The sequence below is a fragment of the Neorhizobium petrolearium genome, assembly GCF_029854435.1.
Lineage (GTDB): Bacteria > Pseudomonadota > Alphaproteobacteria > Rhizobiales > Rhizobiaceae > Neorhizobium > Neorhizobium petrolearium.
Window position 1 is genome coordinate 4,461,180 of the sequence record NZ_CP123000.1, and the last position, 26,469, is coordinate 4,487,648.

The 26,469-nt window shown below is 61.1% G+C and carries 29 protein-coding genes; 15 read left to right on the forward strand and 14 right to left on the reverse strand.

The genetic code is table 11. The features are described from left to right. Positions 1-730: 730 nt before the first annotated feature. From QEO92_RS21680 to trmD, 6 genes are all read left to right on the forward strand, one after another. Entirely contained in the window at positions 731-1,060 is a 330-nt protein-coding gene (locus tag QEO92_RS21680; RefSeq protein WP_037156674.1) for a nuclear transport factor 2-like protein, read from the forward strand. A gap of 230 nt (positions 1,061-1,290) precedes the next feature. Continuing rightward, entirely contained in the window at positions 1,291-2,880 is a 1,590-nt protein-coding gene (ffh, locus tag QEO92_RS21685) for a signal recognition particle protein (protein ID WP_227704384.1), read from the forward strand. 15 nt (positions 2,881-2,895) lie between these two features. Beyond that, positions 2,896-3,213: a chorismate mutase gene (locus tag QEO92_RS21690; protein WP_210053491.1), complete on the forward strand. Its 318-nt coding sequence runs from the start codon at positions 2,896-2,898 to the stop codon at positions 3,211-3,213. A 60-nt stretch (positions 3,214-3,273) separates the two neighbouring features. Further along, the gene (gene rpsP, locus QEO92_RS21695; RefSeq protein ID WP_037156665.1) at positions 3,274-3,648 is read left to right on the forward strand and encodes a 30S ribosomal protein S16; all 375 of its coding nucleotides are present in this window, start codon (positions 3,274-3,276) and stop codon (positions 3,646-3,648) included. A gap of 117 nt (positions 3,649-3,765) precedes the next feature. After that, positions 3,766-4,326 carry a ribosome maturation factor RimM gene (gene rimM, locus QEO92_RS21700; RefSeq protein WP_227704385.1) on the forward strand — a complete coding sequence of 187 codons (561 nt, stop codon included), beginning with the start codon at positions 3,766-3,768 and terminating at the stop codon, positions 4,324-4,326. Continuing rightward, entirely contained in the window at positions 4,326-5,021 is a 696-nt protein-coding gene (gene trmD, locus QEO92_RS21705) for a tRNA (guanosine(37)-N1)-methyltransferase TrmD (protein ID WP_227704386.1), read from the forward strand. Before rimM ends, trmD begins: the two co-directional genes overlap by 1 nt. Here trmD and QEO92_RS21710 read toward each other — a convergent pair. Next, positions 5,003-5,749, reverse strand: a complete 747-nt coding sequence (locus tag QEO92_RS21710) for a sulfite exporter TauE/SafE family protein (protein WP_210053482.1) — start codon at positions 5,747-5,749, stop codon at positions 5,003-5,005. The two genes, trmD and QEO92_RS21710, sit on opposite strands and share 19 nt — an antisense overlap. Positions 5,750-6,009: 260 nt before the next feature. On the opposite strand from QEO92_RS21710, the gene rplS reads away from it, so the two are divergent. The 3 genes from rplS (at position 6,010) to QEO92_RS21725 (ending at position 8,311) form a co-directional block, all read left to right on the forward strand. After that, the gene (gene rplS / locus QEO92_RS21715) at positions 6,010-6,555 is read left to right on the forward strand and encodes a 50S ribosomal protein L19 (protein ID WP_037156656.1); all 546 of its coding nucleotides are present in this window, start codon (positions 6,010-6,012) and stop codon (positions 6,553-6,555) included. 138 nt (positions 6,556-6,693) lie between these two features. Beyond that, on the forward strand, positions 6,694-7,491 hold the full coding sequence (locus QEO92_RS21720; RefSeq protein ID WP_227704387.1) for a basic amino acid ABC transporter substrate-binding protein: 798 nt from the start codon (positions 6,694-6,696) through the stop codon (positions 7,489-7,491). A 4-nt stretch (positions 7,492-7,495) separates the two neighbouring features. Beyond that, entirely contained in the window at positions 7,496-8,311 is an 816-nt protein-coding gene (locus QEO92_RS21725; protein ID WP_227704388.1) for an amino acid ABC transporter permease, read from the forward strand. A gap of 180 nt (positions 8,312-8,491) precedes the next feature. Here the strand turns inward: QEO92_RS21725 and QEO92_RS21730 are convergent, their stop codons facing one another. Together QEO92_RS21730 and ppk2 are read right to left on the reverse strand one after the other, a co-directional pair. Continuing rightward, positions 8,492-9,304, reverse strand: a complete 813-nt coding sequence (locus QEO92_RS21730; protein ID WP_227704389.1) for a phytanoyl-CoA dioxygenase family protein — start codon at positions 9,302-9,304, stop codon at positions 8,492-8,494. Positions 9,305-9,542: 238 nt separating this feature from the next. Continuing rightward, positions 9,543-10,457, reverse strand: a complete 915-nt coding sequence (gene ppk2 / locus QEO92_RS21735; protein ID WP_227704390.1) for a polyphosphate kinase 2 — start codon at positions 10,455-10,457, stop codon at positions 9,543-9,545. Between the two features lie 117 nt (positions 10,458-10,574). On the opposite strand from ppk2, the gene QEO92_RS21740 reads away from it, so the two are divergent. The 3 genes from QEO92_RS21740 (at position 10,575) to QEO92_RS21750 (ending at position 12,850) form a co-directional block, all read left to right on the forward strand. Continuing rightward, on the forward strand, positions 10,575-10,703 hold the full coding sequence (locus QEO92_RS21740) for a hypothetical protein (protein WP_152601252.1): 129 nt from the start codon (positions 10,575-10,577) through the stop codon (positions 10,701-10,703). A 78-nt stretch (positions 10,704-10,781) separates the two neighbouring features. Continuing rightward, entirely contained in the window at positions 10,782-12,191 is a 1,410-nt protein-coding gene (leuC, locus tag QEO92_RS21745; RefSeq protein ID WP_227704391.1) for a 3-isopropylmalate dehydratase large subunit, read from the forward strand. 110 nt (positions 12,192-12,301) lie between these two features. Continuing rightward, positions 12,302-12,850 carry a SixA phosphatase family protein gene (locus QEO92_RS21750; protein WP_227704392.1) on the forward strand — a complete coding sequence of 183 codons (549 nt, stop codon included), beginning with the start codon at positions 12,302-12,304 and terminating at the stop codon, positions 12,848-12,850. Positions 12,851-12,867: 17 nt separating this feature from the next. On the opposite strand, the gene QEO92_RS21755 is transcribed toward QEO92_RS21750, so the two are convergent. Beyond that, the gene (locus tag QEO92_RS21755; RefSeq protein ID WP_227705232.1) at positions 12,868-13,416 is read right to left on the reverse strand and encodes a L,D-transpeptidase family protein; all 549 of its coding nucleotides are present in this window, start codon (positions 13,414-13,416) and stop codon (positions 12,868-12,870) included. A 241-nt stretch (positions 13,417-13,657) separates the two neighbouring features. Between QEO92_RS21755 and QEO92_RS21760 the strand changes: the two genes are divergently transcribed. Both QEO92_RS21760 and QEO92_RS21765 read left to right on the forward strand, forming a co-directional pair. Beyond that, complete coding sequence (locus QEO92_RS21760; protein ID WP_037156642.1) at positions 13,658-14,341, forward strand: response regulator transcription factor; 684 nt, start codon at positions 13,658-13,660, stop codon at positions 14,339-14,341. Positions 14,342-14,357: 16 nt separating this feature from the next. Continuing rightward, positions 14,358-14,813: a cyclic nucleotide-binding domain-containing protein gene (locus QEO92_RS21765; RefSeq protein WP_037156640.1), complete on the forward strand. Its 456-nt coding sequence runs from the start codon at positions 14,358-14,360 to the stop codon at positions 14,811-14,813. A gap of 93 nt (positions 14,814-14,906) precedes the next feature. On the opposite strand, the gene QEO92_RS21770 is transcribed toward QEO92_RS21765, so the two are convergent. The 6 genes from QEO92_RS21770 to tesB form a co-directional block, all read right to left on the reverse strand. Further along, on the reverse strand, positions 14,907-15,710 hold the full coding sequence (locus QEO92_RS21770) for an exodeoxyribonuclease III (RefSeq protein ID WP_227704393.1): 804 nt from the start codon (positions 15,708-15,710) through the stop codon (positions 14,907-14,909). Between the two features lie 106 nt (positions 15,711-15,816). Continuing rightward, the gene (locus tag QEO92_RS21775) at positions 15,817-16,476 is read right to left on the reverse strand and encodes an outer membrane lipoprotein carrier protein LolA (protein WP_037156637.1); all 660 of its coding nucleotides are present in this window, start codon (positions 16,474-16,476) and stop codon (positions 15,817-15,819) included. Between the two features lie 75 nt (positions 16,477-16,551). Continuing rightward, the gene (locus tag QEO92_RS21780) at positions 16,552-19,242 is read right to left on the reverse strand and encodes an FtsK/SpoIIIE family DNA translocase (protein WP_227704394.1); all 2,691 of its coding nucleotides are present in this window, start codon (positions 19,240-19,242) and stop codon (positions 16,552-16,554) included. A gap of 243 nt (positions 19,243-19,485) precedes the next feature. Further along, a complete protein-coding gene (locus QEO92_RS21785; RefSeq protein ID WP_227704395.1) occupies positions 19,486-20,847 on the reverse strand; it encodes an ammonium transporter in 1,362 nt (453 codons plus the stop codon). Between the two features lie 30 nt (positions 20,848-20,877). Continuing rightward, positions 20,878-21,228 (reverse strand): P-II family nitrogen regulator, encoded by a 351-nt coding sequence (locus tag QEO92_RS21790; protein WP_037156631.1) that lies wholly within the window; start codon positions 21,226-21,228, stop codon positions 20,878-20,880. Positions 21,229-21,440: 212 nt separating this feature from the next. Then, positions 21,441-22,325 (reverse strand): acyl-CoA thioesterase II, encoded by an 885-nt coding sequence (gene tesB, locus QEO92_RS21795; RefSeq protein ID WP_227704396.1) that lies wholly within the window; start codon positions 22,323-22,325, stop codon positions 21,441-21,443. Positions 22,326-22,412: 87 nt separating this feature from the next. Between tesB and QEO92_RS21800 the strand changes: the two genes are divergently transcribed. Further along, on the forward strand, positions 22,413-23,627 hold the full coding sequence (locus QEO92_RS21800) for a ubiquinone biosynthesis hydroxylase (RefSeq protein WP_227704397.1): 1,215 nt from the start codon (positions 22,413-22,415) through the stop codon (positions 23,625-23,627). A 94-nt stretch (positions 23,628-23,721) separates the two neighbouring features. Here the strand turns inward: QEO92_RS21800 and QEO92_RS21805 are convergent, their stop codons facing one another. From QEO92_RS21805 to QEO92_RS21820, 4 genes are all read right to left on the reverse strand, one after another. Continuing rightward, the gene (locus QEO92_RS21805) at positions 23,722-23,910 is read right to left on the reverse strand and encodes a Trm112 family protein (protein ID WP_037156625.1); all 189 of its coding nucleotides are present in this window, start codon (positions 23,908-23,910) and stop codon (positions 23,722-23,724) included. 7 nt (positions 23,911-23,917) lie between these two features. Then, positions 23,918-24,595, reverse strand: coding sequence for an LON peptidase substrate-binding domain-containing protein (locus QEO92_RS21810; protein ID WP_227704398.1), 678 nt, complete (start codon positions 24,593-24,595; stop codon positions 23,918-23,920). 107 nt (positions 24,596-24,702) lie between these two features. Further along, complete coding sequence (gene trxA, locus QEO92_RS21815) at positions 24,703-25,692, reverse strand: thioredoxin (RefSeq protein WP_037156620.1); 990 nt, start codon at positions 25,690-25,692, stop codon at positions 24,703-24,705. A 54-nt stretch (positions 25,693-25,746) separates the two neighbouring features. Continuing rightward, positions 25,747-26,256: a prolyl-tRNA synthetase associated domain-containing protein gene (locus QEO92_RS21820; protein ID WP_037156618.1), complete on the reverse strand. Its 510-nt coding sequence runs from the start codon at positions 26,254-26,256 to the stop codon at positions 25,747-25,749. Between the last annotated feature and the right edge of the window lie 213 nt (positions 26,257-26,469).

The following is a 26,469-nucleotide window of genomic DNA, read 5'->3' on the forward strand; positions in this document are numbered from 1 at the left end:
TTGGTGATGGTCGGTACTTCGTTTCGGACGGGGCGCTGAAAGCTGCCTCTTGAGTTTTAGTTTTGGGTAGCACCTCTCAGCGCCCCGTTCGGCGGTTTATGCCCGCGACTCCGATCCCTCTGCCTTGGCCCTTCCGGACGGTTTTCTGCCGCCGGGCTTTCGATTGGATCGACGGACAAGAAATCCGGCGAAACCATCCGTCGGGCCACCATGTGTGCCGCCCCAAAGCCGCCCGCGATCAGAGATCGCGGATAGCCGGCTTTGGCTCTTTAAGTGGAGCATGTACCTTTCGCCCGGCAAAGCCGGGCGGGACATGCTCGCCACGCCCGGCGCGCTGTTCGGGCATCAGAAGCGAAAGGCCGGTCCGCAACCTTTTCGCTTCCCCCGTGTCGCCGGAGGGAGACCATTTTCCGCGGACCCGGACGATGAGGTTCTGCGTCTTACCCTCACCGCCCGCGCCAGCCCCGCCTCGCCGGAACGCCTTCCGGTGTATCCGATGCGGGACGGGGAGATTGTAGGTACAAGGTGAGAGGGCGGGGATGAACAGAGACGTTTTTCCTGTCGATTTTTGCCAAGGCTTTGATTTACCTCACCATACCCCCCTCTGCCCTGCCGGGCATCTCCCCCTCAAGGGGAGATCGGATCGGCGCACTGACCTCCTCAAACAACCAACGCCGCCATATCTTTGCCTCAAACTGATTGCATAATGCAATCAGATAAGGAGACGGATATGGATAAGGCGGAAACCGTTCGGAAGCTCTTCGCCAATTACCTGGCCAACCGAAAAGACCTGACCGATCCGCTGCTGACGGATGATTTTACTTTTTCGAGCCCACGCGACGACCATATTGACAAGGCCATGTATTTCGAGCGCTGCTGGCCGCAACCGCCGATCTTCAGCCATATCGTCGTGGAACGGCTGTTCGTCAGTGGCGATGAGGTTGTCGTCGGATACAAGGGAGAAAAGGTCGCCGGCGGCGCTTTCCGCAATCTCGAACTGATGACCTTCCAGGGTGACCGGATCGCTTCGATCGAGGTTTACTTCGGGCGGGACGTTTAGGGACGTGCACTGGCAAGCCTTGACTTTCCCGCCCCTTTCCTGTTTAAGCCCGGCGATCTGCTGACAAGTCGAGAACTTGGAGCCGCCGACCGGGGCCGATAGACTGAGCCCGGAGGTCAACACCCGACAGCGCGTTGCGCCCTCGGGTGCTTTTTGGCTTTGTGTCTTGTTTTTGTCGCGGAGAGACCCGACGTTTCTGGAAATCCCCGAAACGCGAGAAGGAAGAAACGATGTTCGAAAGCCTCCAGGACCGTCTTGGCTCCATCTTGAGTGGACTGACCGGCCGTGGCGCATTGAGCGAAGCGGATGTTTCCGCCGCCCTGCGCGAGGTTCGCCGTGCGCTTCTGGAAGCGGACGTGGCGCTGGAAGTCGTCCGGTCCTTCACCGACAAGGTTCGTGAAAAGGCCGTCGGCGCGGAAGTCCTCAAATCGATCAAGCCCGGCCAGATGGTCGTCAAGATCGTCCATGACGAGCTCGTCGAGATGCTGGGCTCGGAGGGTGTGGGCATCGACCTGCATGCTGTGGCTCCCGTCGTCATCATGATGGTCGGCCTTCAGGGCTCGGGCAAGACGACCACGACCGGAAAGATCGCCAAGCGGCTGACCGATCGCGAAAAGAAGAAAGTGCTGATGGCGTCGCTTGACACGCGCCGCCCGGCAGCCCAGGAGCAGCTCCGTCAGCTCGGCGTCCAGACCGGCGTCGACACGCTGCCGATCATCGCCGGCCAGTCGCCGACCGATATCGCTGCGCGCGCCGTGCAGGCGGCAAAACTCGGCGGCCATGACGTGGTCATCCTCGACACTGCCGGCCGCACCCATATCGACGAACCGTTGATGCAGGAAATGGCGGAGATCAAGCGGAAGTCCAATCCGCATGAGATCCTGCTCGTCGCCGATAGCCTGACCGGTCAGGATGCCGTCAACCTGGCCCGCAATTTCGATGAACGCGTCGGCATCACAGGCCTCGTCCTGACCCGCATGGACGGCGACGGCCGCGGCGGTGCTGCTCTTTCGATGCGCGCCGTCACCGGCAAGCCGATCAAGCTGATCGGCACCGGCGAGAAGATGACGGAGATGGAGGAATTCCATCCCCGCCGCATCGCCGACCGCATCTTGGGCATGGGCGACATCGTCTCGCTGGTCGAGAAGGCTGCGGAAAACATCGATGCGGAAAAAGCCGCGGCGATGGCGAAGAAGATGCAATCGGGCAAGTTCGACCTGAACGACCTCGCCGAACAGCTGAAACAGATGAAGTCGCTCGGCGGCATGGGCGGCATCATGGGCATGATGCCGGGCATGGCCGGCATAAAGGACAAGCTCGCCGCCTCAGGCATGAACGACAAGATGTTCGACCGCCAGATCGCCATTATCCAGTCGATGACCAAGGCTGAGCGCGCCAATCCCGATATCCTGAAGCATTCCCGCAAGAAGCGCATCGCTGCCGGTTCCGGCACCGATGCCTCCGACATCAACAAGCTTCTGAAAATGCACCGCCAGATGGCCGACATGATGAAAATGATGGGCGGCAAGGGCAAGGGCGGCATGATGAAGCAGATGATGGGCGGCCTTGCCTCGAAGATGGGTCTCGGCGGAATGGGCGGGATGGACGGCATGCCCGACCTTTCCAAGCTCGACCCGAAGCAGATCGAAGCGCTGCAGAAGCAGGCCGAGGCCGCAGGCTTGAAGCCGGGCTCGATGCCGGGCCTGCCCGGCGGCGGCATGGGCGGACTTCCCGGCCTTGGCGCTGGCAAGCTGCCCGGTGGTTTGCCGGGTTTGGGCGGCGGCTTCCCGGGGCTTCCCGGCCTGCCCAAGAAGAAGTGATGAGGGAGGACGTTCGTGGTTGACCCCGAAGTCAAAGCAAGACTTTCAAGCTACCGCCAGTCGATCGACAACATCGACGCGGCGCTCGTGCATATGCTGGCGGAACGTTTCCGCTGCACCAAGGAAGTGGGCGTCCTGAAAGCCCAGTACGATCTGCCGCCGGCTGACCCGGCGCGCGAGGAATACCAGATCCAACGCCTTCGCCGTCTGGCGAAGGAAGCACATCTGGACCCGGATTTCGCCGAGAAGTTTCTGAACTTCGTCATCAAGGAAGTCATCCGGCATCATGAAGCCATCGCCGCCGAACATGGCGGCACGAAAGAAACCGCTTAGAACATATCGAAGACCAGCCCGCCTGATGGCGGCCTCAAGAAAAACCCAAGGAGTAAATCAATGTCCCTGAAAATTCGTCTCGCCCGCGGCGGTTCCAAGAAGCGTCCGTACTATCATATCGTCGTTGCCGACGCCCGCTCGCCCCGCGACGGCCGTTTCCTCGAAAAGCTCGGCGCCTGGAACCCGATGCTCGCCAAGGATGACGCCAAGCGCATCGAACTGAATGCCGAGCGCATCAAGCACTGGATCGACAACGGCGCCCAGCCGACCGACCGCGTCCTGCGTTTCCTCGCCGAAGCCGGCGTTGCCCAGCGCGAAGCCCGCAGCAACCCGGAAAAGGCAAAGCCGGGCAAGAAGGCCCAGGAGCGTGCAGCCGAGAAGGCTCAGAAGGTTGCCGACGCAGCAGCCGCAGCCACCGAAGCCGCAGCGGAATAATTCTCTCTCCGTTCGGATCGCTTTTGACGGGTGGCACATCTTTGTGCTGCCCGTTTTGCTGTTTGCTTTTGATTGCACAAAGCTTAAATGAGGCGCAATACAACCGGAACGACCCGCATGGCGAAGCTTGAAAACCCCGTTTTGATGGCAACGATCGGCGCTGCTCAGGGCCTGAGGGGCGAGGTACGCGTGCGTTCCTATACGGCCGACCCGACGGCGCTCGGCGATTACGGTCACCTGCACAGCGAGGACGGGCGGGTTTTCGAGATCCTCGAAATCCGCGAGGCGAAGAATATGGCGATCGTCCGCTTCCGAGGCATCAACGACCGCAACGCTGCCGAAGCTCTGAACGGTCTCGAACTCTTCATCGAACGGGACAACCTCCCGGACGAGGAATTGGAAGAAGACGAATTCTATTATGCTGATCTCGAAGGCCTCGAAGCCGTCGACGAGGCAGGCAAGAGCTACGGCACCGTGAGTGCCGTCTATGATTTCGGCGCCGGCGACCTGCTGGAGCTCAAGGGTCCCGGCCGCCGACCGGCGCTGATCCCCTTTTCGGAAGCGGCTGTGCTGGAGATCGACCTCGAAAACGGCAAGATCCTCATCGACCCGCAGGCAGCGGGGCTGATCGAGAATCCGGATGACGGTCGGACGACCCCTCCCCGCAAAGGCAAGTGATGACCTTCCGCGCGACAATCCTGACGCTCTACCCGGAAATGTTCCCGGGGCATCTGGCCTTTTCGCTCGCCGGCAAGGCGCTGGAGCGTGGCCAGTGGTCGCTCGATACGGTGCAGATCCGCGATTTCGCGGAGGACAGGCACCGCACGGTGGACGATACGCCGGCCGGCGGCGGCGCCGGCATGGTGCTGAAGCCGGATATTCTGGCGAAGGCGATCGACCGTGTTTCCGAAGATGACGGCCGGCCTCGCCTGCTGATGAGCCCGCGCGGGCGACCGCTGACGCAGGCACGAGTGCGTGAGCTCGCCGCAAGCGATGGCGTGGTGATCGTCTGCGGCCGGTTCGAAGGGATCGACCAGCGGGTGATCGATGCGCGCAACCTCGAAGAGGTGTCGATCGGCGACTACATCCTCTCGGGCGGCGAGCCGGCTGCACTGACGCTGCTCGACGCCGTTATCCGCATCCTGCCGGGCGTCATGGGCAATGCGCTTTCCGGCACCCACGAGAGCTTCGAGGACGGCCTCCTCGAATATCCGCAATACACGCGGCCACAGGTCTTCGAGGGGCAGGAAATTCCGGCGGTGCTTACCTCCGGCAACCACGCGGCGATCGAGAAATGGCGGCTCGAAGAAGCGAGGAAGCTGACGGCCGAACGCAGGCCGGACCTTCTTTCCGATCACCCGGTCACGAAATAGTAGACCGTGAGGCCGATCCCGACGGCAACGACGCACCAGCGCATGACGGCCTGCGGCACGCGCCGCGCCATCCACACACCCGCATATCCGCCGAGTGCGCCGGCCGGAATCATGACAATGGCCTCGGCCCAGGCGATCACCCCGCCGCCCACGAAAACCACGATGGCGACTGCCGCGATCAGCACCGCCAGCAGGTTCTTCAGCGCGTTGAGATGATGATACGTCCCGCCGGTGGTGATGCCCAGCACCGCGAGCATCATGATGCCCATGCCGGCGCCGAAGAAGCCGCCATAGATGGATGTCAGAAACTGGCCGATGATGCAGGCAGGCGAATTCGCCGACCGTTCGGCGGAGGATTTCGGCTTCAGCCAGGGGCCGGCGGCAAATACAGCCGTCGCGGCAGCGAGCAGCCAGGGAACGATCTGGCGGAAGGAAGGATTGTCGAGCGACAGGAGCAGAAAAGCGCCGGCAAACGCGCCGACGACCGAGACGATGGCCAGGAGGAGGGCACTGCGCCAGCGGTGGGCGATCTCATCCCGATAGGCGATCGTCGAGGTGATATAACCAGGAAACTGTACGATTGATGACGTGGCGTTGGCGGAAATCGGCGGAACGCCCGCAAGCGTCATGGCTCCGAATGTCAGGAACGTGCCTCCGCCCGCGATCGCATTCACAGCACCGGACAGAAAGCCCGCGGCGGCGAGCAACGCTATCATCGTGATTGTCATGGTGTTTCCTCATCCCTTACGCGTGACATAGCTGCTTCGGAACCAGGCGGCAACGGCCGGCACATTCGTCACAAAATCGCGATGCAAGGGATGACAAGCGGGTTCGTTTCGTGTATTGGCCCACGCGGAAATGGGATCTGTCCCATCGACCGGCAACAAAGAATGGCGAACCCGCTCTGCCGACAAGGCAAATCCCGAGGCTTTGACCCAGGGATCATCGAGCGCTCTGGCTGTTTCAGAAGAACCAAAGGTTTGAAACGATGAACATCATTCAGCAGCTTGAGGCCGAACAGGTCGCCAAGATCGAAGCCAAGCGCACGCTTCCCGAATTCTCCCCCGGCGATACCGTCCGCGTCAACGTGCGCGTCACGGAAGGCAACCGTACCCGCGTGCAGGCCTATGAAGGCGTCTGCATCGCCCGCTCCGGCGGTGGCCTCAACGAAAGCTTCACCGTCCGCAAGATCTCCTACGGCGAAGGCGTCGAGCGCGTCTTCCCGATCTGCTCGCCGATGGTCGAGAGCGTGGAAGTGGTCCGCCGCGGTAAGGTCCGCCGCGCCAAGCTCTACTACCTGCGCGATCGTCGCGGCAAGTCGGCCCGTATCGTCGAGAACACCAATACCCGCGCCCGCAAGCTGAACGAAGCAGAGCGCGCCGCAGCCGCCGAGGAGCGTGCACGTATCGAGGCCGAGAAGGTCGCAGCCGCCCAGGCGCTTGCCGCGGAAAAGGCAGCAGCCGAAGCCGCAGAAGCAAAGGCCGCAGCAGAAGCTGCCGAAGCAGCCAAGGCTGCGGAAGCTTCTGCCGAATAAGCTTCGGACAATCATTTCGGAAAAGGCGGCCGGCGTGCCGCCTTTTTTGTTTGTGGCGCAGTCGACGCAATGACGCGCCTTGCCATCCGCTTTTGAAATGTGAGAATTTCGGACGACTGATCTTCTAGGAGTTTTTCGATGCTCGCCCGACGCACCGTTCTCGCCGGCTTTGTTGCACTCGCTCTCGCCCCGGCCCTGAGTATTGCCGCCGAATTGCCGGACCTGAAGGGTCGGACCGTCGTCATCGTGACCGAAAACGCCTATCCGCCGCTGCAGTTCGTGGATCCCAAGAACGGCCAGGCGATCGGCTGGGAATATGACGCTATGAACGAAATCGCCAAACGGTTGAATTTCAAGGTCGAGTACCAGAACACCAGTTGGGACGCGATGATCCAGGCGGTTTCCGACGGCCAATACGACATCGGCATGACCGGCATCACGATCAAGGACGACCGCAAGGAGAAGGTCGATTTCTCCGATCCCTACATGCGCTCGCAGCAGCTCATGCTGGTGCGCGGCGACGAGAAGCGGTTTACCGATGCCAAGAGCTTTGCCGCCCTGGACAACGGACTGATCGGCGCGCAGCCGGGAACGAGTCCATTCTACACTGCGGTCTATGAGATTCTGGATGGTAATGAGCAAAACCCGCGGATCAAGCTCTTCGAGACTTTCGGCGCGACCGTACAGGCCCTGAAGGCGGGCGACGTTGACCTGGTGCTGACGGACAGCACTGCCGGCGAAGGTTATGTCAAGGCCTCCGGCGGCTCCTTGAAGATCATCGGTGAACCGCTCGGCACGGAGGATTTTGGCTTCATCTTCAACAAGGGGTCCGACCTCGTCGCGCCGGTCAACGCGGCGATCGCAGCGCTGAAGGCCGACGGCACGCTGGATATGCTCAACAGGAAATGGTTCCTCGACTACAAGATGGGCGAATAAGGGCATGGCGCCTCCGCGCTGGAAAGCCGGGCCTGAGGATTTCCCCTGGTGGCTGGTGGCATTCGGAGCTCTCTGCCTCGGCCTCGCAATTGTCATAGCCGCCAGCGATCTCTACGCGCAGGTCTTCGGTGTCGTCGTCAAAGGCATCGGCATCACGATCGGCGTGACGCTGGCCGCCTTCGCGCTTGCGACGGCATTGGGTCTGGCGATCGCGCTAGCCGGACTTTCCGGCAACGTCGTGCTGAGGCAGATCGCTCGCTTCTATGTCGAACTGATCCGCGGCATCCCGATCCTCGTCCTGCTCTTCTATATTGCCTTCGTCGGCGCACCGGGTTTCGTGGCGCTCTATAACTGGGCGCTGGCGCCGCTGATCGCGCGGGGATGGGCGGAAGCGCTTCTCGTGCGCGACGTTTCGCTGCTGTGGCGGGCGGTGATTGCCCTGACGATCGGCTATGCCGCCTTCATTGCCGAGATTTTTCGCGCCGGCTTTCAATCGGTGAATGAAGGGCAGATCGAGGCGGCCAAGGCGCTTGGTCTCACGCGCTTCCAGCGCTTCCGCTTGATTGTCTTTCCGCAGGCGATGCGGGTGATCTTCCCTCCGCTTTCCAACGATTTCGTCTCGATGGTCAAGGATTCATCGCTCGTCTCGGTGCTTGGCGTCGCCGACATCACCCAGATGGCCAAGGTTTATGCGGCCGGTTCCTTCCGCTTCTTCGAGACCTATTCCATCGTCACCTATATCTACCTCATCCTGACGATCGGCCTGTCGCTCATGCTGCGCAGCATCGAGGGTCGGATGCGCAGACGGACAGAGCGGTGAAGGCGCGAAGACTGCAAACTATATTCCGTCATGCCCGGGCCCGTCCCGAGCATCTGCAACCATTTTATCCCGTGAGGTGCAGCAGATCCTCGGCACGAGGCCGAGGATGACGTCGAGGGCGGAGCAGCGTTTGTCAAACAAAGCCTAGGCGGCGGCCCGGAGGCCGCCTCACGTTCCATCTCAAGCTCTTCCGAGCGCCAAACGCAGCGAGATTTCGACGGGCGAGTAGCCGCCATTCTCACGCTCCAATCGATATTGCTCCGCAAGACCGAGCGGCGGTTGCGCCATGAAACGCGGCTCCGTGCCGCGATGCTTCTGCGCCGCATGGATGAGCAAGGGGTGGCAAAGATAGACGGTACCGGCCTCCCCGGTCGCCAGCACCTCCGGGCGGCCGGTGCCGACATGCTCCAGCCTCATCGGCGGCATGCCCGCTTCGCCAGCCGGTTCGAGCAGCCGCGCCATGTCCATGTGCGAACCCGGCCGGATGCGGGTCGGTGCATCGTTCTCCCCGACATCGGAGAACAGGAAGAGCATCAGCAGCGCCCGATCGCGCGAGGTATAGTTCGCCCGCCAGTTGGAAAAGTCATGCTGTTCGCTCGGGTTCGACAGGAGCCCGGGGAAGCTGAGGTCGATATGCCATCCGTCGTCGCCGGCACTGTCCGGATGCGGAAAGCGCACCGGGAAACTGCCGAGCCCTTTGCGCGCCAGCCAGCGGCCCTTGCCGACGAGCTGGTCGAAAGCCTGATGGAGAACCGCTGTGCTGGCAGCGATCTCGAACGGTCCGCCGCCATAGCCGGGTAGCCGGACGACGGGCAGCGTCCAGGTTTTCGGATCGTCACGATCGAAAGGAATGTCGCGCCACATGATGTTGCGAGCTTCCGCAGCGATCTCTTTGGAAAAGGCATCGTCGATCCGCACGAAGCCGTCACGGATGAAGGCAGTGATCTCGGCAGCAGACAGCGCCCGCGCCTGGGCAGGATGATGATCGGTCATGTTAAAAACTCTCAGCTGATGCTCCGCTTCATCGGCACGCACGATGCTCGGGACGGAGCGTTTCGGTCATGAACCATCGCCGGCCCGAAGGGTCGCGGCTTGGCTCGTGTTCTTCATGGCCTGCAGCTCAGGCGGCTATGAAGAAGACCGAAGCGATATGGCGAGTGTTCATCATCATGATCGGACCAAGGTAAAGTCCGCGCTCCGCAGCGTCAACGGCCGCGAGGCGCGATCTACATCAATAGACTTCCGGAACGTACATGTCCGGCGGCACCGGATGGCGGATATAGTCCGGATGGCGGACGCGTTCGGGAAGCATGACCGTCTCTTTCGGCGCCGTCTCGTAAGGAACCTGCGCAAGAAGGTGGGCAATCATGTTGAGCCGCGCCCTCTTCTTGTCGACGGCCTGCACGACCCACCATGGCGCTTCCGGAATGTGGGTGCGCTCCATCATCTCCTCCTTGGCCTTGGTATATTCCTCCCAGTGAACGCGGCTTTCGAGGTCCATCGGGGAGAGCTTCCACTGCTTCAGCGGATCGTGGATGCGCATCTTGAAGCGGAATTCCTGCTCCTCATCGGTGATCGAGAACCAGTATTTCACGAGAATGATGCCGGAGCGGACAAGCATGCGCTCGAATTCCGGCACAGAGCGGAAGAATTCCTCCAGCTCGTCCGGCGTGCAGAAGCCCATGACCCGCTCGACGCCGGCGCGGTTATACCAGGAGCGGTCGAACATCACCATTTCGCCGGCCGTCGGCAGGTGCGGCACATAGCGCTGGAAATACCACTGGTTCTGCTCGCGCTCGGTCGGGGCCGGGAGCGCTACGACGCGGCAGACGCGCGGATTGAGGCGCTGGGTGACGCGTTTGATCGCCCCGCCCTTGCCGGCGGAATCGCGGCCCTCGAAGATCACCACCATCTTCAGCTTCTTGTACTGGACCCAATCCTGCAGGCGGACAAGCTCATGCTGGAGACGGAAGAGCTCGCGGAAATAGATCCTGCGGTCCAGCGTCTGCTCGGCGGGGCCTGACATGCCCTCGACGACCAGCTCATCAAGCTGATCTTCCTCCATCTGCATTTCCAGCTCTTCATCGAAGCTGTCGGCAATCTCTTCCTTGATGCGGCTGAGCTGTTCGTGAATGGGTTCGGACATTGAGCATCCCTCTGTTTTGGAAGCCCAGATCAAGCACGTTTCGGCGAAAACTTTATGACAGCGATGCGACAGGTCGTCCGCAACGCAATCCCGTTGCCGATTTCGTTGGAAACTGATATGGAAGCCGCTATGGGATCGAAATTCGGATGCCTCGCGAACCAGTTCATCGTGCTGCAGGACCACAAACGCCTGCCGGCACGCTTCTTCGCGCGCGTTTCCGGGGCGCTTTGCGACCGACTTAGCTGATCTTTCTCAGCTTGAAGGCAGCCTGCGGCTGCCACACCCACATCCCTCGTTCCATTCAGCTTTACGGACAGCACAGCCATGAGCGCACCCCGCACCCTTTACGACAAGATCTGGGACGACCACGTCGTCTCCGAAGACGAAAACGGCACCTGTCTTCTCTACATCGACCGTCACCTCGTGCACGAAGTGACGTCGCCGCAGGCTTTCGAAGGCCTGCGCATGGCCGGCCGCAAGGTCCGCGCGCCTGAAAAGACCCTCGCGGTCGTCGACCACAACGTGCCGACCACCGCGGACCGCCACGAAGGCATCAAGAATGAAGAAAGCCGCATCCAGGTGGAGGCGCTCGCCCAGAACGCCAAGGATTTCGGCGTCGAGTATTATTCCGAAAAGGACGTCCGCCAGGGCATCGTCCATATCGTCGGCCCTGAACAGGGTTTCACCTTGCCCGGCATGACGATCGTCTGCGGTGACAGCCACACTTCGACGCATGGTGCTTTCGGCGCGCTGGCGCACGGTATCGGCACCTCCGAAGTCGAGCATGTGCTCGCTACCCAGACGCTGGTGCAGAAGAAGGCGAAGAACATGCTGGTGCGCGTCGACGGCCAGCTTCCGCCGGGCGTCACCGCCAAGGACGTCATCCTCGCCATCATCGGCGAGATCGGCACTGCCGGCGGCACCGGCCACGTCATCGAATTCGCCGGCGAAGCGATCCGCTCGCTCTCCATGGAAGGCCGCATGACGGTCTGCAACATGACGATCGAAGGCGGCGCCCGTGCCGGCCTGATCGCGCCGGATGAAACGACCTTCGCCTATATCAAGGACAAGCCCCGCGCCCCGAAGGGAAAGGCCTGGGACATGGCCCTCGACTACTGGAAGACGCTGAAGACGGATGAAGGCGCGCATTTCGACAAGGTCGTCGTTCTCGATGCCGCCAACCTGCCGCCAATCGTCTCCTGGGGCTCCTCCCCCGAAGACGTCGTCTCGGTTCAAGGCGTGGTGCCGAACCCGGACGACATCCGGGACGAGACGAAGCGTACCTCCAAGTGGCGTGCGCTCGACTACATGGGCCTGAAGCCCGGTACCAAGATCACCGATATCGCGGTCGATCGCGTCTTCATCGGCTCCTGCACCAACGGCCGCATCGAGGACCTGCGCGCCGCGGCGAAGGTCGTCGAAGGCAGGAAGGTGGCCTCCACGGTCAATGCCATGATCGTCCCGGGCTCGGGCATCGTCAAGGAACAGGCGGAAGCCGAAGGCCTCGACAAGATCTTCAAGGAAGCCGGTTTCGAATGGCGTGAGCCGGGCTGCTCCATGTGCCTTGCCATGAACGACGACCGTCTGAAGCCAGGCGAACGCTGCGCCTCCACCTCGAACCGCAATTTCGAGGGCCGCCAGGGCTACAAGGGCCGCACCCATCTCGTCTCGCCGGCCATGGCCGCCGCAGCCGCGATCGCCGGCCACTTCGTCGATATCCGCGAGTGGAAGTAATCATTCGCCGCATGAGGTCAGACGCATGCCGCCCGTTCCGCGGGCGGCATTTTTGTTGATGCTGGCCTGAAAGGCAGACAAGCGCCCGCTTTGCCCTCATAATGGCCACCATGTCCAAGCGACCGCAAAAACAGTCGAATGAAACGGACCGCAGGCTGATCTTCCTGCGGCATGCGAAATCGGCATGGCCGGAAGGCGTGACGGACAAGGAACGGCCTCTCGCGACGCGCGGCAGCAAAGCGGCTTCGCTGATGGGCGACTATATGGCCCGCGAGGGACTCGTCCCTGATCTTGCCCTCATATCCACGGCGCGGCGGACAGAGGAGACGTGGGCGCTGGTTCGCGAGAAGTTGCCCAGGGACGTGGAAGCGCGCAATTTCGCCGGACTCTATGCCGCACCTGCAACGACGATTCTGGATATCCTGGCGCAAGTCGAACCCGGTTGCCGCAGCGTTCTGATCATCGGGCACAATCCCGGCATCGAGCAACTTGCGCTCACCCTGGTCGGGACGGGCAACGCAGACGCCCGACAGGCGATGGCGGAGAAATATCCGACCGCCGGCCTTGCCGTGATCGATTTCGACGCGGGAGACTGGCAAAGCATCGGCAAGGGGTCCGGCCGCCTGGAGCGCTTTGTCACGCCACGTTCCCTTGAGTGAGCGACGGAGCCCCGGAATCAGCCGATCACCTGCACGACCGTTCCCTTCCTCATGAACCGGATGAGCCGCTGCATGTCCCGGAAGCTGACGGCAATGCAGCCGGCGGTCGGCTGGTAGCCGGGCTTGATCAGGTGGAAGAAGATCGCCGAACCGCGATGGCGGCGTCGCGAAGTGATGTTCCAGTCGAGCACGAGACAAATATCGTAAAGCCCGTCGGCACGCATCATCTCTTCATGGCTCGGCCTGAAGGGCGCCTTGACGAGGCGATTGTAGGAAGGATGATACGGCAGGTCGCACCAAAGCATGTCCTTTCGAATGCGCTTGATTGGCAAGGCCGTCGGCGACAGACGCACCCGCTCGCCACGCACGAAACCATAAAGAAGAGGCATCGCGGCAATCGGCGTCGCACCGTCTCCTTCCCGCTTGAAGGCGCTCGTGCCGGAGCGGCCGATCGCTGCCGGCAATGCGATACCGCCGAAGGATACGATCGCTCGCCGGCGATCGCGCGGCGCCGTCCTGACGGCGATCACATTCGGCTTGCGGCCCGGGCCGCGAAAACGCTGTATTTTTCTCACAAGTTTTTGCTTTGAATATGATTTCGTTTGAATTCATAGCACATGAGAGCGTCGCGCGTCCTTATGGACGCACAAGGGACGCTCCAACATATTTGACTCCAGGCATCTTGCCTTCCGAAAATCGATTTCGATTTTCAGGTCGATGCTGTAGGGATTTAGATCGAGGACTCTGATCGCGTTCGGCACGCGGAAATTGCAGGCGCCGAGGCGAACAAGACGAAAGGCAGGAAGCATGGCAGCCCGCACGATACTCCTGGTGGATGACGACGACGATCTGCGCGAGACCCTGGTCGAGCAACTGTCGTTTTACGATGAATTCTCGATCCTTCAGGAGCCGAATGCCGCCAAGGCGCTGCAAACGGCCAAGAGCGCCCAGATCGATCTCCTGATCATGGATGTCGGCCTGCCGGACATGGACGGGCGCGAGGCGGTAAAACTCCTGCGCAAGAACGGTTTCAAGGCGCCGATCATCATGCTGACCGGCCATGATACCGATTCCGATACGATCCTCGGGCTCGAAGCCGGCGCCAACGACTATGTCACCAAGCCCTTCCGCTTCGCGGTCCTGTTGGCGCGTATCCGCGCTCAGCTTCGGCAGTACGAGCAGAGCGAGGACGCAACGTTCACGGTCGGCCCCTATCTCTTCAAGCCGAGCCAGAAACTGCTCACCACCGAGGACGGCAAGAAGATCCGGCTCACCGAAAAGGAAGCGGCAATCATCCGCTATCTCTACCGCGCCGGCCAGAAGGTCGTGACCCGCGACGTGCTGCTCGAGGAAGTCTGGGGCTACAATTCCGGCGTCACCACCCACACGCTGGAAACCCATGTCTATCGCCTGCGCCAGAAGATCGAGCGCGACCCCTCCAGCGCCGAAATCCTGGTTACCGAAAACGGCGGCTACAAGATCGTCCCCTGACAGGCAGGACCTGACCATGTCTCTCGCCGAAGATATCCGCCTGTTGTCCCAGGTTCCGCTGTTCAAGGACATGAACAACGACCAGCTTCGCCTTGTCGCATTCGGTGCGGAGCGACGGCAGGTGGCGCCCGGCCAGGAACTCTTCCGGGAGAAGTCACCGGCGGAATCAGCGTTCATCGTAGCAAAGGGACGCTTCGAACTGCTGATGTCGGACCGCAACGGCGAGATGAAGGTGGAGGCGACGGTCGGTCCCGGCACGCTATTGTCAGAACTCGCGCTCGTCACCATGGTGGAGCGGAAGTTCACAGCCCTGGCGATCACGGAGTCCGAAGCGCTGAAAATCAGCCGGACGCTGTTCCACCGTCTTCTGGAAGAATATCCTGAAGTCGGCAGGGTGATCGAGAGCCGCATTCGCGACAATATCGCCAGCCTCGCCAAGGCAGCGGCGGCGATGGGACACAGGTTCGCTTGAGCCTGCAACCGAGTGCCCCTCCCCCCGACCCTCTACCCGCAAGCGGGGAGAAGATGCCAGCAGGCGGATAAGTGGCGGGCATCACCTTGAATTTCAGAACTTGAACACCGCCGTCACCGGAACGTGGTCGGAAGGCTGGTTCCAGCCGCGCGCTTCCTTCAGCACCTCGATGCGATCGAGGAACGGTCCGAGGTCGGGCGATGACCAGATGTGGTCGAGCCGGCGGCCCTTGTCGGCCGCCTCCCAGTCCTTGGCACGATAACTCCACCACGTGTAGATCTTTGTCGGTTCCGGTGTGTGATGGCGCATGAGATCGAGCCAGCCGCCCTGCCGGATGACCTCCTTCATACCCTCGGTTTCGACCGGCGTATGGCTGACGATCTTCAGGAGCTGCTTGTGCGACCAGACGTCGTGTTCCAGCGGCGCGATGTTGAGATCGCCGACGAGGATGGAGGAAATGCCGGGCACCGCACCCGCCTTCAGCGCCTTCATCTCCTCGACGAAGTCGAGCTTGTGGCCGAACTTCGGGTTGATCGACCGATCGGGCTCATCGCCGCCGGCCGGCACATAGAAATTATGGAGCCGGATTCGCCGCGAACCGCGCTCGAAGATCGCCGAAATATGCCGGGCGTCGCCGACGCCGCAATAATCCTGCCGGTGATCTTCAAGGAGCGGCACTTTCGAGGCGATGGCGACGCCGTGATATCCCTTCTGGCCGTGAATAATGATGTGCCGGTAGCCCAGATCCTTGAGCGGCTGCAGCGGAAATTCCGCCTCCCGGCATTTGATTTCCTGCAGGCAGAGGATATCCGGCTTATGACGGACGAGGAACTGCTCGACGATCGGCATGCGCAGCCGAACGGAATTGATGTTCCAGGTGGTGATGGAAAATGTCATGATTGAACCCCGACGTATTGCCGAGGTTTAGGAAATTTTTCATGCCGTGAGAAGCGAAAAGGGCAACGCTTTCCACATGGCCCTTCGTTTCGAGCAGCGCTCGGCGCTACATCTTCCTGACTTCCGCATAGGGAATGGTGAAGACCTTATCGTCGAATTTCACGCCGTTCTGGACATTGTAGATCATCACCGATGTGTCCTTGTTCTGCGCGTCGGTGATCGTCCACTGGCGCAGGTCATAAGTCTTCGAATCGAACATCATGGTAATGGTCGAATCGCCGAAGACTGTCTTGTTGCCGAGAACGATGGTGGTGAGATCGGACTCTTCCTGCACATCGCGGACCATCTGGTTGCCGAGATCGATGCGGCTGGCAAGCAGCAGGCTCAGCGGCGTCTTGGAGAGCGGGTAGATGTCCCACGTCTTGAGCTTGAGGTTGCCGATCACGACGTTCTTGCCATCGGCGATCACCCGGATCGGTGAGGGATCTTCAAAATTGAAGCGCAGCTTGCCCGGCCGCTCGATATAGAACTTACCGCCGGTTTGCTCGCCGCGCGGACCGAACTGGACGAATTCGCCCATCATGGTTTTGACTGACGAGAAATGATCGGCGATCTTCTGCGCCGCAACCGAGCCGGGAGCGCCCTGGGCAAAGCCCAGGCCCGGCGCAAATGCCGCCGCCGCCAATCCCGCAAGCCCGAGAGAAAACTGCCTGCGGCCGATCGCATTTGAACGGAAATTTGAAAGGATGGTTTTTTCGTTCTTCATTCAGGTCTCCTTCCGTATATTCCTCCGTGCGAAAGGCGGCGGCTTGATGGCCAACTTTCCTTTATCACGAAAGCCTTACCGGTCGAGAATATCGCCTTCGGTCGGCACGAGGATTTCGCGCTTGCCGGCATGGTTGGCCGGCCCGATAAGCCCCTCCTGCTCCATCCGCTCGATGAGCGAAGCCGCCCGATTGTAGCCGATGCCGAGACGGCGCTGGATATAAGAGGTGGAAGCTTTGCCGTCGCGCAGCACGATCGCCACCGCCTGATCGTACGGATCATCCGAATCGGACAGGTTGGAAGTGCCTGCGGGGCCTCCGCCATCTCCGTCCTCGTCGTCGTCGGCCGTGATCGCGTCAAGATATTGGGGCGCGCCCTGGGTTTTCAAGTAGGCGACGATGTCCTCCACTTCCGTATCGGAAACGAAAGGACCATGGACGCGCTGGATACGGCCGCCACCGGCCATGTAGAGCATGTCGCCCATGCCGAGAAGCTGTTCGGCGCCCTGTTCACCGAGAATGGTGCGGCTGTCGATCTTTGACGTCACCTGGAAGGAGATGCGGGTCGGGAAGTTCGCCTTGATCGTACCGGTGATAACGTCGACCGAGGGACGCTGCGTCGCCATGATGACGTGGATGCCGGCCGCACGCGCCATTTGCGCCAGACGCTGCACGGCCCCTTCGATATCCTTGCCCGCGACCATCATCAGGTCGGCCATCTCATCGATAATCACGACGATATAAGGCATCGGCTCGAGATCGAATTCCTCCGTCTCGTAGACCGCCTCGCCCGTCTGCCGGTCGAAGCCGGTCTGCACGGTACGGGTCAGGATCTCGCCCTTTTCCATCGCCTGCTCGACGCGGCTGTTGAAACCGTCGATATTGCGCACGCCGATCTTCGACATCTTCTTGTAGCGCTCTTCCATCTCGCGGACGGTCCATTTGAGCGCAACGACCGCCTTCTTCGGGTCAGTGACAACCGGCGAAAGCAGATGCGGAATGCCGTCATAGACGGAAAGTTCGAGCATCTTCGGGTCGATCATGATCAGGCGGCACTTCTCCGGCGTGTAACGGTAGAGAAGCGAAAGGATCATGGTGTTAATGGCGACCGACTTACCCGAACCGGTCGTGCCGGCGACGAGAAGATGCGGCATCTTGGCAAGATCGGCCACGACCGGTTCGCCACCGATCGTCTTGCCGAGCGCCATGGCAAGCTTCGCCTTGCTGCCCTCGAAATCCTTGCTGCCGATCATCTCCCTGAGATAGACCGTCTCGCGGGTGCGGTTCGGCAATTCGATGCCGATCGCATTGCGGCCGGGAACGACCGCGACGCGGGCGGCGATCGCGCTCATCGAACGGGCGATATCATCCGCCAGACCGATCACGCGCGAGGATTTGATGCCCGGGGCGGGTTCAAGTTCGTAGAGCGTGACGACCGGACCGGGGCGCACGTGGATGATCTCGCCCTTGACGCCGAAATCTTCAAGCACGCCTTCCAGCAGGCGGGCATTCTGCTCCAGTGCGTCTGCCGAGAGTGATGCATCGCGGGCAACGGCCTTCGGCTCATTGAGAAGATGAACGGAGGGAAGCTGGAAGCCATCCGGGGAAATGAACGAGGCTTGAGCTTCACGGGCGACGCGAGCGCTGGGCTTCGGCGGCGCGGCAGCCGGCGCTATACGCGGTTGCACGCGACCGGCCAGAGGTGCGCGGGAGGAGACGAATGGCGCGTCATCGTCGTCGTCCGACAGGATGCCGGCTGGACGCGTCGGCATGTCATCCATGTCGAATGGCGGATCGTCATCGTAGTCATCGTCATCATGAGCGGCAATCGGCGGCGACGCCACGATCCGGCGCGAACCGGCGACCCGCTCCGCAGGACCGTCAAGAGAGGGTTCCAGACGGCGTCCGCCAGCCACGGCAGACGTCTTGGCGCGGACCGGCTCGTTCAACGTGCCGAACTCATCCTCGTTGAAATCGTAGGGCTGGTCGAAACCCGTGCGGGCCCGCGGCTTGATGCCGGCAAGGCGACGGAGCCGCGCCTGGGCTATGTACCAGTAATGAGTGAGCGCGCCGAATGCCAGGAAACCGGCAAAGCCGCCCTCTTCATCGTCCTCATCATCCATTTCCTCGCGCTTCGAACGGGCCTTTGCGGCTGCCACCGGCTGATCGTCGTCTTCGGCGTTTTCATCGAAAGCTGTGCCTACCAGGCCGGCCGCAAAGAGCATCAGCCAGACGCAGGGAATCGTGAAGATGCAGCCGAGCACGATTGCGACCATGCCGGTCGGATAGGCACCGACGAAAAGCGCGGGAAACCGCAAGATCATGTCGCCGATGACGCCGCCGATGCCATTCGGGATCGGCCAGGTGGGCGGGGCGGGAAAACATCCGAGCGTGGCCGACGCGAGCAATGTGCCGCCCCCCCACGCCGCAAGCCGGGCCGGGATGCGATGATAGGTGCGGCCGGATATCAACGCCAGCGCGAAGGCAAGCACCGGCAAAAGCGACACAAGGCTGGCAAGCCCCAGGAACTGCATCATCAGGTCGGCAAAGGCAGCGCCGGGAAAGCCGAGGATATTGGTGGGGTCGTTATCGGTCGCGTAGGAAAAGCTCGGATCTGCGACATTCCAGGTGGCCAAAGCCGCGACCGCAAGCGCCAGCGCAATGAAGATGCCGAAACCGGCGAGCGCAAGCGCCTGCCTCCAGACGAAGGCGGTGAGCGCCAAGCGGGTAGACCGGTTTGCCATAGCCGCCGAACTGCTTCTGCCCATCGTGTCTGTCCGCTATCCCTGGAACGCAACCCTTCGCGCGAATCGGCAGACGCCGGCCAATTCACACAGTTCCGTCGAAGATTAGCGCAGCGATAGTTAATGCGGCTTTAACCAAGATGAGCGGCGGAAGACCTGAAAATACGAATAAAAAGGCCCGGACCGAAGTCCGGGCGAATGCAGCTTCGGGGGGAAGCTGCGACGGGACCAAGAGCGGCGGCGATAACCGCCACCGCCAGTTCCGGATCAGGAGTGGTAGGCGGCTTCGCCGTGGGTGGCGAGGTCGAGGCCTTCGCGCTCGGCTTCCACGGTGACGCGCAGGCCGACGATGACATCGGTGATCTTGTAAAGGATGACCGAACCGACACCGCACCAGGCGATGGTGATGATGACGGCATAGAGCTGCGTCATGAACTGGCCGCCCATGGTCACGCCGTCGGCGTAACCGATGCCGCCCAGCGACGACGAAGCGAAGATGCCGGTGGCAAGCGCGCCAAAGAAACCGCCCACGCCATGGATGCCGAACACGTCTGCCGTGTCGTCATAACCGAACTTGTTCTTGATGACCGAAACGAAGAAATAGCAAAGCGGCGATACGATCAGACCCATGATGATCGCCCCCATCGGACCGGCAATGCCGGCTGCCGGGGTAATGGCAACCAGACCGGCGATCATGCCGGAGACAGCACCCAGGAGGGAAGCCTTGCCGCGAGTGAAGGTTTCAACGATGCACCAGGAGATGACGGCCGCAGCTGTGGCAATGAAGGTGTTTACGGTTGCCAGCATAGCGCCACCGGAAGCTTCGAGGTTGGAACCGGCATTGAAACCGAACCAGCCGACCCAAAGCATTGCAGCGCCCACAAGCGTAAGCGTCATGGAGTGCGGTGCCATCATGTCCTTGCCGTAACCGGTACGCTTGCCGATCATGATCGCGCCGATCAAACCGGCAAGACCGGCGTTGATGTGGACGACCGTGCCGCCGGCGAAGTCAAGCGCGCCCCAGCCGAACAGAAGGCCGTTTGCATCCCAGACCATATGGGCGATCGGGAAATAAACGAAGGTGACCCAAAGCAGGCAGAACAGAATGGAGGCGGAGAACTTGATGCGCTCTGCGAAAGCGCCGACGATCAGGGCAGGCGTCAGCGCTGCGAAGGTCATCTGGAACATCACGAAAATGAACTCCGGAATGACGACGCCATCGGAGAAGGTCGCAGCCGTGGAGTCCATGGTCACGCCGGAAAGGAACATCTTGGCCGTGCCGCCCCAGAAGGGGGAGGTCCCGCCGCCGAAGGCGAAAGAATAGCCATAGATGACCCAGGCCAGCATGATGGCCGAACCGGCGACCGTGCATTGCATGAGCACGGACAACATGTTCTTGGCACGCACCAGGCCGCCGTAGAAAAGCGCAATGCCCGGCATCAGCATGAACAACACGAGAAGGGTGGAGATGAACATGAAGGCGGTGTCGCCCTTGTTCGGAACCGGAGCGGCCGCGGCAGCCTCGGCAGCCGCCGGCGCAGCTTCCTGTGCGAAGGCAACCACCGGCGCAAGCAGAGCGCCAACGGCCGCACCCATGCGTCCGATCATAGAAATCTTGTTAAATTGCATAGCTTGAGAACTCCCCTGTCAGCCCGTGCTTCAAAGCGCTTCTGTGTTGGTTTCGCCGGTACGGATGCGCACGGCCTGCTCGATCGAATAAACGAAGATCTTGCCATCACCGATCTGGCCGGTCTTGGCGGCCGAGGCGATCGCTTCCACGGCCTTGTCGACGAGGTCGGAGGGGACGGCGATTTCGATCTTCAGTTTCGGCAGAAAACTTACGGCATATTCGGTGCCGCGATAGATTTCGGTATGTCCCTTCTGGCGTCCGTAACCTTTGACTTCGGTGACGGTCAGGCCCTGGATACCGACAGCCGTGAGGGCTTCGCGCACCTCATCCAGCTTGAACGGCTTGATTATGGCCATCACGATTTTCATCTGGCTTCCCATCCTTTGTTTGTCCTCGGCATGCAGGCCGACTCTCCTCATCGCCGGCAGATCATGACAGCGACTGGGAGGATACATTCAAAGGGCGTGCCAGATTCGAATGCAGCCATAACTTATTGAAAAGTAAAGATTTCTGGAAACAGTTCCAAGAAACGGGCATCTGGATGGCGCAAAGGCGGCCAAAACTTGTGCAAATTTTAAAATTTGCACAATTATTATTCATTTGCCTTTTTCCGAATCAATCCTTCCTGCGCAACGGAAGCCATCAGCGCGCCGGAACGCGTGTAGAGGCTGCCGCGGGTCATGCCGCGGGCACCAGACGCACTCGGACTATCCTGCGTGTAGAGCAGCCAGTCGTCGAATGTGACAGGCCGATGAAACCACATGGCATGGTCAAGGCTCGCGGCCTGAAGCGTCGGATCGAAGATCGACGTGCCGTGCGGATAGAGGGAGGCATCGAGCAGCGTCATATCGGAAAGGTAGGCAAGCACGGCAGCCTGATAGTGGCGGTCGGCCGGCACCTCGCCGACCGTTCGCACCCAGATGTCCTGACGTGGTTCGAGCTTGTCCCTGGTCAGATAGTGGAGAAGCGAGGTCGGCCGCACTTCGATCGGTCGTTCCCGGTTCCAATACCGCCGAACTGCTTCCGGAGCGTGCTCGAGGAAAAGCGCCTTGAACTCTTTCTCCCCCATCAGATCCTCCGGCTGAGTGACGGAAGGCATGTCGATCTGGTGCTCGTACCCTCCCTCCTCGATCTGAAAGGACGCGGACATGGAGAAGATCGCCTTGCCGTGCTGTATGGCCACCACCCGCCTCGTCGTAAAGCTTGATCCATCCCGGATGCGCTCCACCTGATAGAGGATCGGCACGGAAGGATCGCCCGGGCGCATGAAATAGGCATGCAGCGAGTGAACGAAACGATCAACTTGCACAGTGCGCTGGGCACCCATCAATGCCTGGGCGATGACCTGGCCGCCAAAGACCCTTTGCCAGCCGACGTCCGGGCTGAGGCCGCGATAGAGATTCTCCTCGAGCTTCTCGAGGTCGAGCGTCGCGATCAACTGCTCCATGGGGGACGAAGATTCGGCCTGACGCGACATTATGACGAACTCCGGCGATAGGAAGCGGCTGACCGATGGTCTATATGGATGGCATGATATTCTCAAGTCTCACGGGAGCTTAAGCCAATGCTGGATATGCTGGTTGCAGGCGGTGGTTATGTGGGCCTCGCGGTCGCGGTCGCAGTCAAGCAGGCGGCCCCGCATCTGAAGGTCGAAGTGGTCGAGGCCGCTCCGGCGGGCGCCTGGGAGAAAGACGAGCGTGCTTCCGCCATCATCGCCGCGGCGACACGCATGCTCGAAGTATTCGGCGTCTGGGACGAAATCGCGCCCGACGCCCAGCCGATCAACAGGATGATCGTGACCGACAGCCGCACGTCCGACCCCGTGAGACCGGTCTTCCTGACATTTGAGGGAGAAGCCGACGAAGGCCGGCCCTTCGCCCACATGATCCCGAATGTCACGATCGTCAGGGCGCTGCGCGGAGTGGCAGAAAGGCTCGGCATATCCATCCGGCATGGCTTTTCCGTCACCGGCTTTGTGACGGAAAGCACCCGTTGCACCGTTTCCCTTTCGGATGGCTCCGTCATTGAAACCCGCCTGCTCGTCGCCTGCGACGGCGTGCGCTCCAAACTCCGGGACATGGCCGGCATCAGGACCGTCACCTGGGACTACGGCCAATCCGGTATCGTTGCGACGGTTGCCCATGAACGGCCGCACGAGGGCGTGGCGGAAGAGCATTTCCTGCCCTCCGGCCCCTTCGCCATCCTGCCGCTCACCGACAACCGTTCGTCTCTCGTCTGGACCGAGCGGACGCCGGAAGCAGAACGCCTGGTTGCCTCCGACGACCTGGTGTTCGAGGAGGAACTGCAACGACGCTTCGGGCATAAGCTCGGCGAATTGCGGCTGGTCGGCGGACGGCGCGCCTTCCCGCTCGGCCTGACGCTGGCACGCGCCTTTGTCGCGCCGCGCTTCGCTCTTGCCGGCGATGCTGCACATGGAATCCACCCGATCTCCGGCCAGGGCCTCAATCTTGGCTTCAAGGATGTCGCGGCACTCGCCGAAACGGTCGTGGAAGCCGACCGGCTCGGCCTCGATATCGGAGCGCTGAATGTGCTGGAGCGCTACCAGTCCTGGCGGCGCTTCGACACGTTCCGCATGGGGGTCACGACCGACGTCCTGAACCGCCTGTTCTCGAACGATATAACCCCGATCCGCATCGCCCGCGACTTCGGTCTCGGCATCGTCGACCGCCTGCCAAGGCTCAAGGGCTACTTTGTCGATCAGGCAGCGGGTAAAACCGGCGAGGGCGGACCGAAGTTGCTTGCCGGGCAGGCGATCTGAGGCGCCGTTCAAAGCATTGCCCCTTATCCGGTTCCCCAGCCCCCCTCCCGCCTGCGGGGAGAGGTTAGGGGCATTTAGGGGATAAGGACAGGCGTCAGTCCTCGATCCGGCGAGCCTCGGAAACCAGCATGATCGGGATGCCGTCGCGGATCGGATAGGCCAACTGCGCCGCCTGCGAGATCAGTTCATTGGTTTCGCGGTTGAAGGACAGCCGCCCCTTGGTCAGCGGACAGACGAGCAGGTCGAGGAGTTTGGGATCAACCTTGCTGAGCTTCTCGTCCATGACAGCCTTACTGGAGTATCGTGTCGGTATCGCTCAACTCCCGCGCCAGGAAGATTTCCGTGATGGCGATCAGGGTTTCGGCGCGGGTCTTGAGGTCGGGGGCTTCGAGCAGGGCTTGCTTCTCGGCCGGACCGAAAGGCGACATCATGGAAAGCGAATTGACGAGCGTGCGGTTGCCGGCGCGCTCGACGCTTTCCCAGTCCGCTTCCAGCTTATTGGCATTGAGATAGGCCCGGAAGACGCGCAGAAGTTCGCCGCGGTCGACGGTGCTCTCATCATCTTCTGCCGAAAGATCGGTCATGAACGGCGCGATCTTGAAGGTGCGATAGGGATGACCCTCCCCCACTTCCTCAAGCAGCCGGAAACGGCACACACCGCTGATCGAGGTAATATAGCGGCCATCACCTGTCTCTGCAAAAGACGTGATGCGACCGATGCAGCCGACGCTCGACAGTGCGGGCCGAGGGCTTTCCGCAGGATCGCCGGTCTCCAGAAGTGACGGCTGGACAATACCGACCAGCCGGTCGGATGCAAGCGCCGCATCGAACATTGCAAGATAGCGCGGCTCGAAGATGTTGAGGGGCAGCTGGCCGCCAGGCAAAAGCAGAGCACCCGTCAACGGAAAAACAGGAACCGTTCCCGGCAGATCCTCTCGCTTTACATATCGCGCATTTCCCACATGCATGGGACCGACACCTCCCAGACGACAGGTCCAAATCCGTCGCCCCTCGAAATAATGTGGGGCACCGGCAGAAGAACGCAAGACCGTTCCCTGGCCGAATCGATCCCCGCTTACGAAAAGAGGATCGAAGACAGGCGGCGGCGGGCGGAAATCGTGGCCGGATCCTTCGGTCCCCAGACTTCGAAGAACTCCAGAAGCTGGCGGCGCGCACCGTCGTCATCGAAGCTGCGATCCTTGCGCATGATCATCAGCAGGTGCTCGGCAGCCTCCTCGCGCTTGCCTTGAACATTCAGGATCTTCGAAAGCATCAAACGTGCCTCGTGATCGTCCGGGTTCAGCGAGAGCCGATGCTCCAGCGAGGCCGGATCGCCGAGCTTGCGAGCCTCCTCGATCTGTTCGAGCTTCCTGGCGACCGCCTGGATTGCCGGGTCCTTGGAAAGGGTCTCCGGAAGCGATGCGAGCATCTGGCTTGCGCGGGCCGTATCGCCCATGGCGATCAGGCACTGCATCATGCCCGCCGCGGCCTTTGCATTTTCCGGATCGGCCTGGAGTACCGCTCCATAGAGCTGGGCTGCCCCCTGGACGTCACCGCCGGCGAGCATCGTTTCGGCTTCGGCAAGCGCCGCGTCAATCTCGGCCGCCTGATCGGCGCCGGCAGGCCCCGCAATCCGGTCGATGAACTGGCGTACCTGGCTTTCCGGAACTGCACCCATGAACCCATCGACGGGACGGCCATCGACAAAAGCGATGACAGCCGGAATCGACTGGATGCCGAGCTGGCCAGGGATCGACGGATGGTCGTCGATGTTCATCTTGACGAGCTTGACCCGACCCTTGCCTTCATTGACCACCTTTTCGAGAATGGGCGTGAGCTGCTTGCAGGGGCCGCACCAGGGCGCCCAAAAATCCACAAGGACCGGCTGACCGCGCGATTCCTCGATGACATCCTTGGCGAAGCCGGCCGTCGTCGTATCTTTGATAGGGGAACCGCCAGCTGAGGTCGCGGCAGGCTCCGCGCCGTACTTCGCCGAAGCGGTCATCTGCCCGCCATAGCCGCTGGCGCCGAAGGAACCGCCATAGGGGTTGTCTGTGCCGCTCATGAATGCTCTCCAGGGAACGCTTTATGGTTCTATCTTGGCCACAAAGATCGTATGTCAGTCTGTCACTTTCAAGACAAGCGGCGTGTGGCCGGTTGCCTCCAGAAAGCGGATGAGATCGTCGCGGCCGATCGATGTCGTGGCGTCATTCGATAGCGGATGACCATTGATGATGTCGTGCCTCATAAGATCTTCATCCAGCACGAAGGTAACATGTCGTCCGGTATCGTTGAAGGCACCGAATATCGTCACCGAACCCGGAATGACGCCGAGATATTCCATCAGCTTTTCCGGCCTGCCGAAAGAGACGCGGCCTGCGGCGCCGATCACCTTGTGAACCGTCTTCAGATCGACCGTGGCGTTCTCCTCCACCGTCAGGACAAAATACCGGTCCTTCTTGTCTTTTATGAAGAGGTTCTTGGTATGGCCACCGGGAATCTCGTCACGCAGGCTTTCCGATTCCGCCACGGTAAAGACCGGCGGGTGGGTCTTGGTGGAATGGGGAATGTTGAGGCTGTCGAGGAAACGGAACAGGTCCTCGGCGGTTTTCGGAGCAGTGTCGGTCATTCTTGAGGGATGGGCTCTGTTGGTGGGCAGGCGAACTATAACCCCAATGTTGCCGCCGGCCAAGCAAGTGCACACGATTTCGTGAGACGCTTGATCTTGCCAAGCTGGTCGACCAACCTAATCTAACCGGAGGGTCATCCGATTGGAGCGGCCCCCCGCAAACATCATAAAAATAAGAAGCCTCAATTTTTAATTTGATTCCGGCGCACCGTT

Bases quoted from the DNA above. Each gene is read 5' to 3' on its own strand.
- QEO92_RS21720 (WP_227704387.1), top strand. From the start codon at position 6,694: ATGCTCGCCCGACGCACCGTTCTCGCCGGCTTTGTTGCACTCGCTCTC.
- QEO92_RS21785 (WP_227704395.1), bottom strand. From the start codon at position 20,847: ATGCAATTTAACAAGATTTCTATGATCGGACGCATGGGTGCGGCCGTT.
- QEO92_RS21765 (WP_037156640.1), top strand. From the start codon at position 14,358: ATGTCTCTCGCCGAAGATATCCGCCTGTTGTCCCAGGTTCCGCTGTTC.
- QEO92_RS21770 (WP_227704393.1), bottom strand. From the start codon at position 15,710: ATGACATTTTCCATCACCACCTGGAACATCAATTCCGTTCGGCTGCGC.
- ppk2 (WP_227704390.1), bottom strand. From the start codon at position 10,457: ATGTCCGAACCCATTCACGAACAGCTCAGCCGCATCAAGGAAGAGATT.
- QEO92_RS21750 (WP_227704392.1), top strand. From the start codon at position 12,302: ATGTCCAAGCGACCGCAAAAACAGTCGAATGAAACGGACCGCAGGCTG.
- QEO92_RS21760 (WP_037156642.1), top strand. From the start codon at position 13,658: ATGGCAGCCCGCACGATACTCCTGGTGGATGACGACGACGATCTGCGC.
- QEO92_RS21805 (WP_037156625.1), bottom strand. From the start codon at position 23,910: ATGGACGAGAAGCTCAGCAAGGTTGATCCCAAACTCCTCGACCTGCTC.
- QEO92_RS21800 (WP_227704397.1), top strand. From the start codon at position 22,413: ATGCTGGATATGCTGGTTGCAGGCGGTGGTTATGTGGGCCTCGCGGTC.
- QEO92_RS21790 (WP_037156631.1), bottom strand. From the start codon at position 21,228: ATGGGAAGCCAGATGAAAATCGTGATGGCCATAATCAAGCCGTTCAAG.
- tesB (WP_227704396.1), bottom strand. From the start codon at position 22,325: ATGTCGCGTCAGGCCGAATCTTCGTCCCCCATGGAGCAGTTGATCGCG.
- QEO92_RS21725 (WP_227704388.1), top strand. From the start codon at position 7,496: ATGGCGCCTCCGCGCTGGAAAGCCGGGCCTGAGGATTTCCCCTGGTGG.
- QEO92_RS21710 (WP_210053482.1), bottom strand. From the start codon at position 5,749: ATGACAATCACGATGATAGCGTTGCTCGCCGCCGCGGGCTTTCTGTCC.
- QEO92_RS21780 (WP_227704394.1), bottom strand. From the start codon at position 19,242: ATGGGCAGAAGCAGTTCGGCGGCTATGGCAAACCGGTCTACCCGCTTG.
- QEO92_RS21775 (WP_037156637.1), bottom strand. From the start codon at position 16,476: ATGAAGAACGAAAAAACCATCCTTTCAAATTTCCGTTCAAATGCGATC.
- QEO92_RS21810 (WP_227704398.1), bottom strand. From the start codon at position 24,595: ATGCATGTGGGAAATGCGCGATATGTAAAGCGAGAGGATCTGCCGGGA.
- QEO92_RS21730 (WP_227704389.1), bottom strand. From the start codon at position 9,304: ATGACCGATCATCATCCTGCCCAGGCGCGGGCGCTGTCTGCTGCCGAG.
- trmD (WP_227704386.1), top strand. From the start codon at position 4,326: ATGACCTTCCGCGCGACAATCCTGACGCTCTACCCGGAAATGTTCCCG.
- QEO92_RS21820 (WP_037156618.1), bottom strand. From the start codon at position 26,256: ATGACCGACACTGCTCCGAAAACCGCCGAGGACCTGTTCCGTTTCCTC.
- ffh (WP_227704384.1), top strand. From the start codon at position 1,291: ATGTTCGAAAGCCTCCAGGACCGTCTTGGCTCCATCTTGAGTGGACTG.
- rplS (WP_037156656.1), top strand. From the start codon at position 6,010: ATGAACATCATTCAGCAGCTTGAGGCCGAACAGGTCGCCAAGATCGAA.
- QEO92_RS21740 (WP_152601252.1), top strand. From the start codon at position 10,575: ATGGAAGCCGCTATGGGATCGAAATTCGGATGCCTCGCGAACCAGTTC.
- QEO92_RS21680 (WP_037156674.1), top strand. From the start codon at position 731: ATGGATAAGGCGGAAACCGTTCGGAAGCTCTTCGCCAATTACCTGGCC.
- leuC (WP_227704391.1), top strand. From the start codon at position 10,782: ATGAGCGCACCCCGCACCCTTTACGACAAGATCTGGGACGACCACGTC.
- rimM (WP_227704385.1), top strand. From the start codon at position 3,766: ATGGCGAAGCTTGAAAACCCCGTTTTGATGGCAACGATCGGCGCTGCT.
- rpsP (WP_037156665.1), top strand. From the start codon at position 3,274: ATGTCCCTGAAAATTCGTCTCGCCCGCGGCGGTTCCAAGAAGCGTCCG.
- trxA (WP_037156620.1), bottom strand. From the start codon at position 25,692: ATGAGCGGCACAGACAACCCCTATGGCGGTTCCTTCGGCGCCAGCGGC.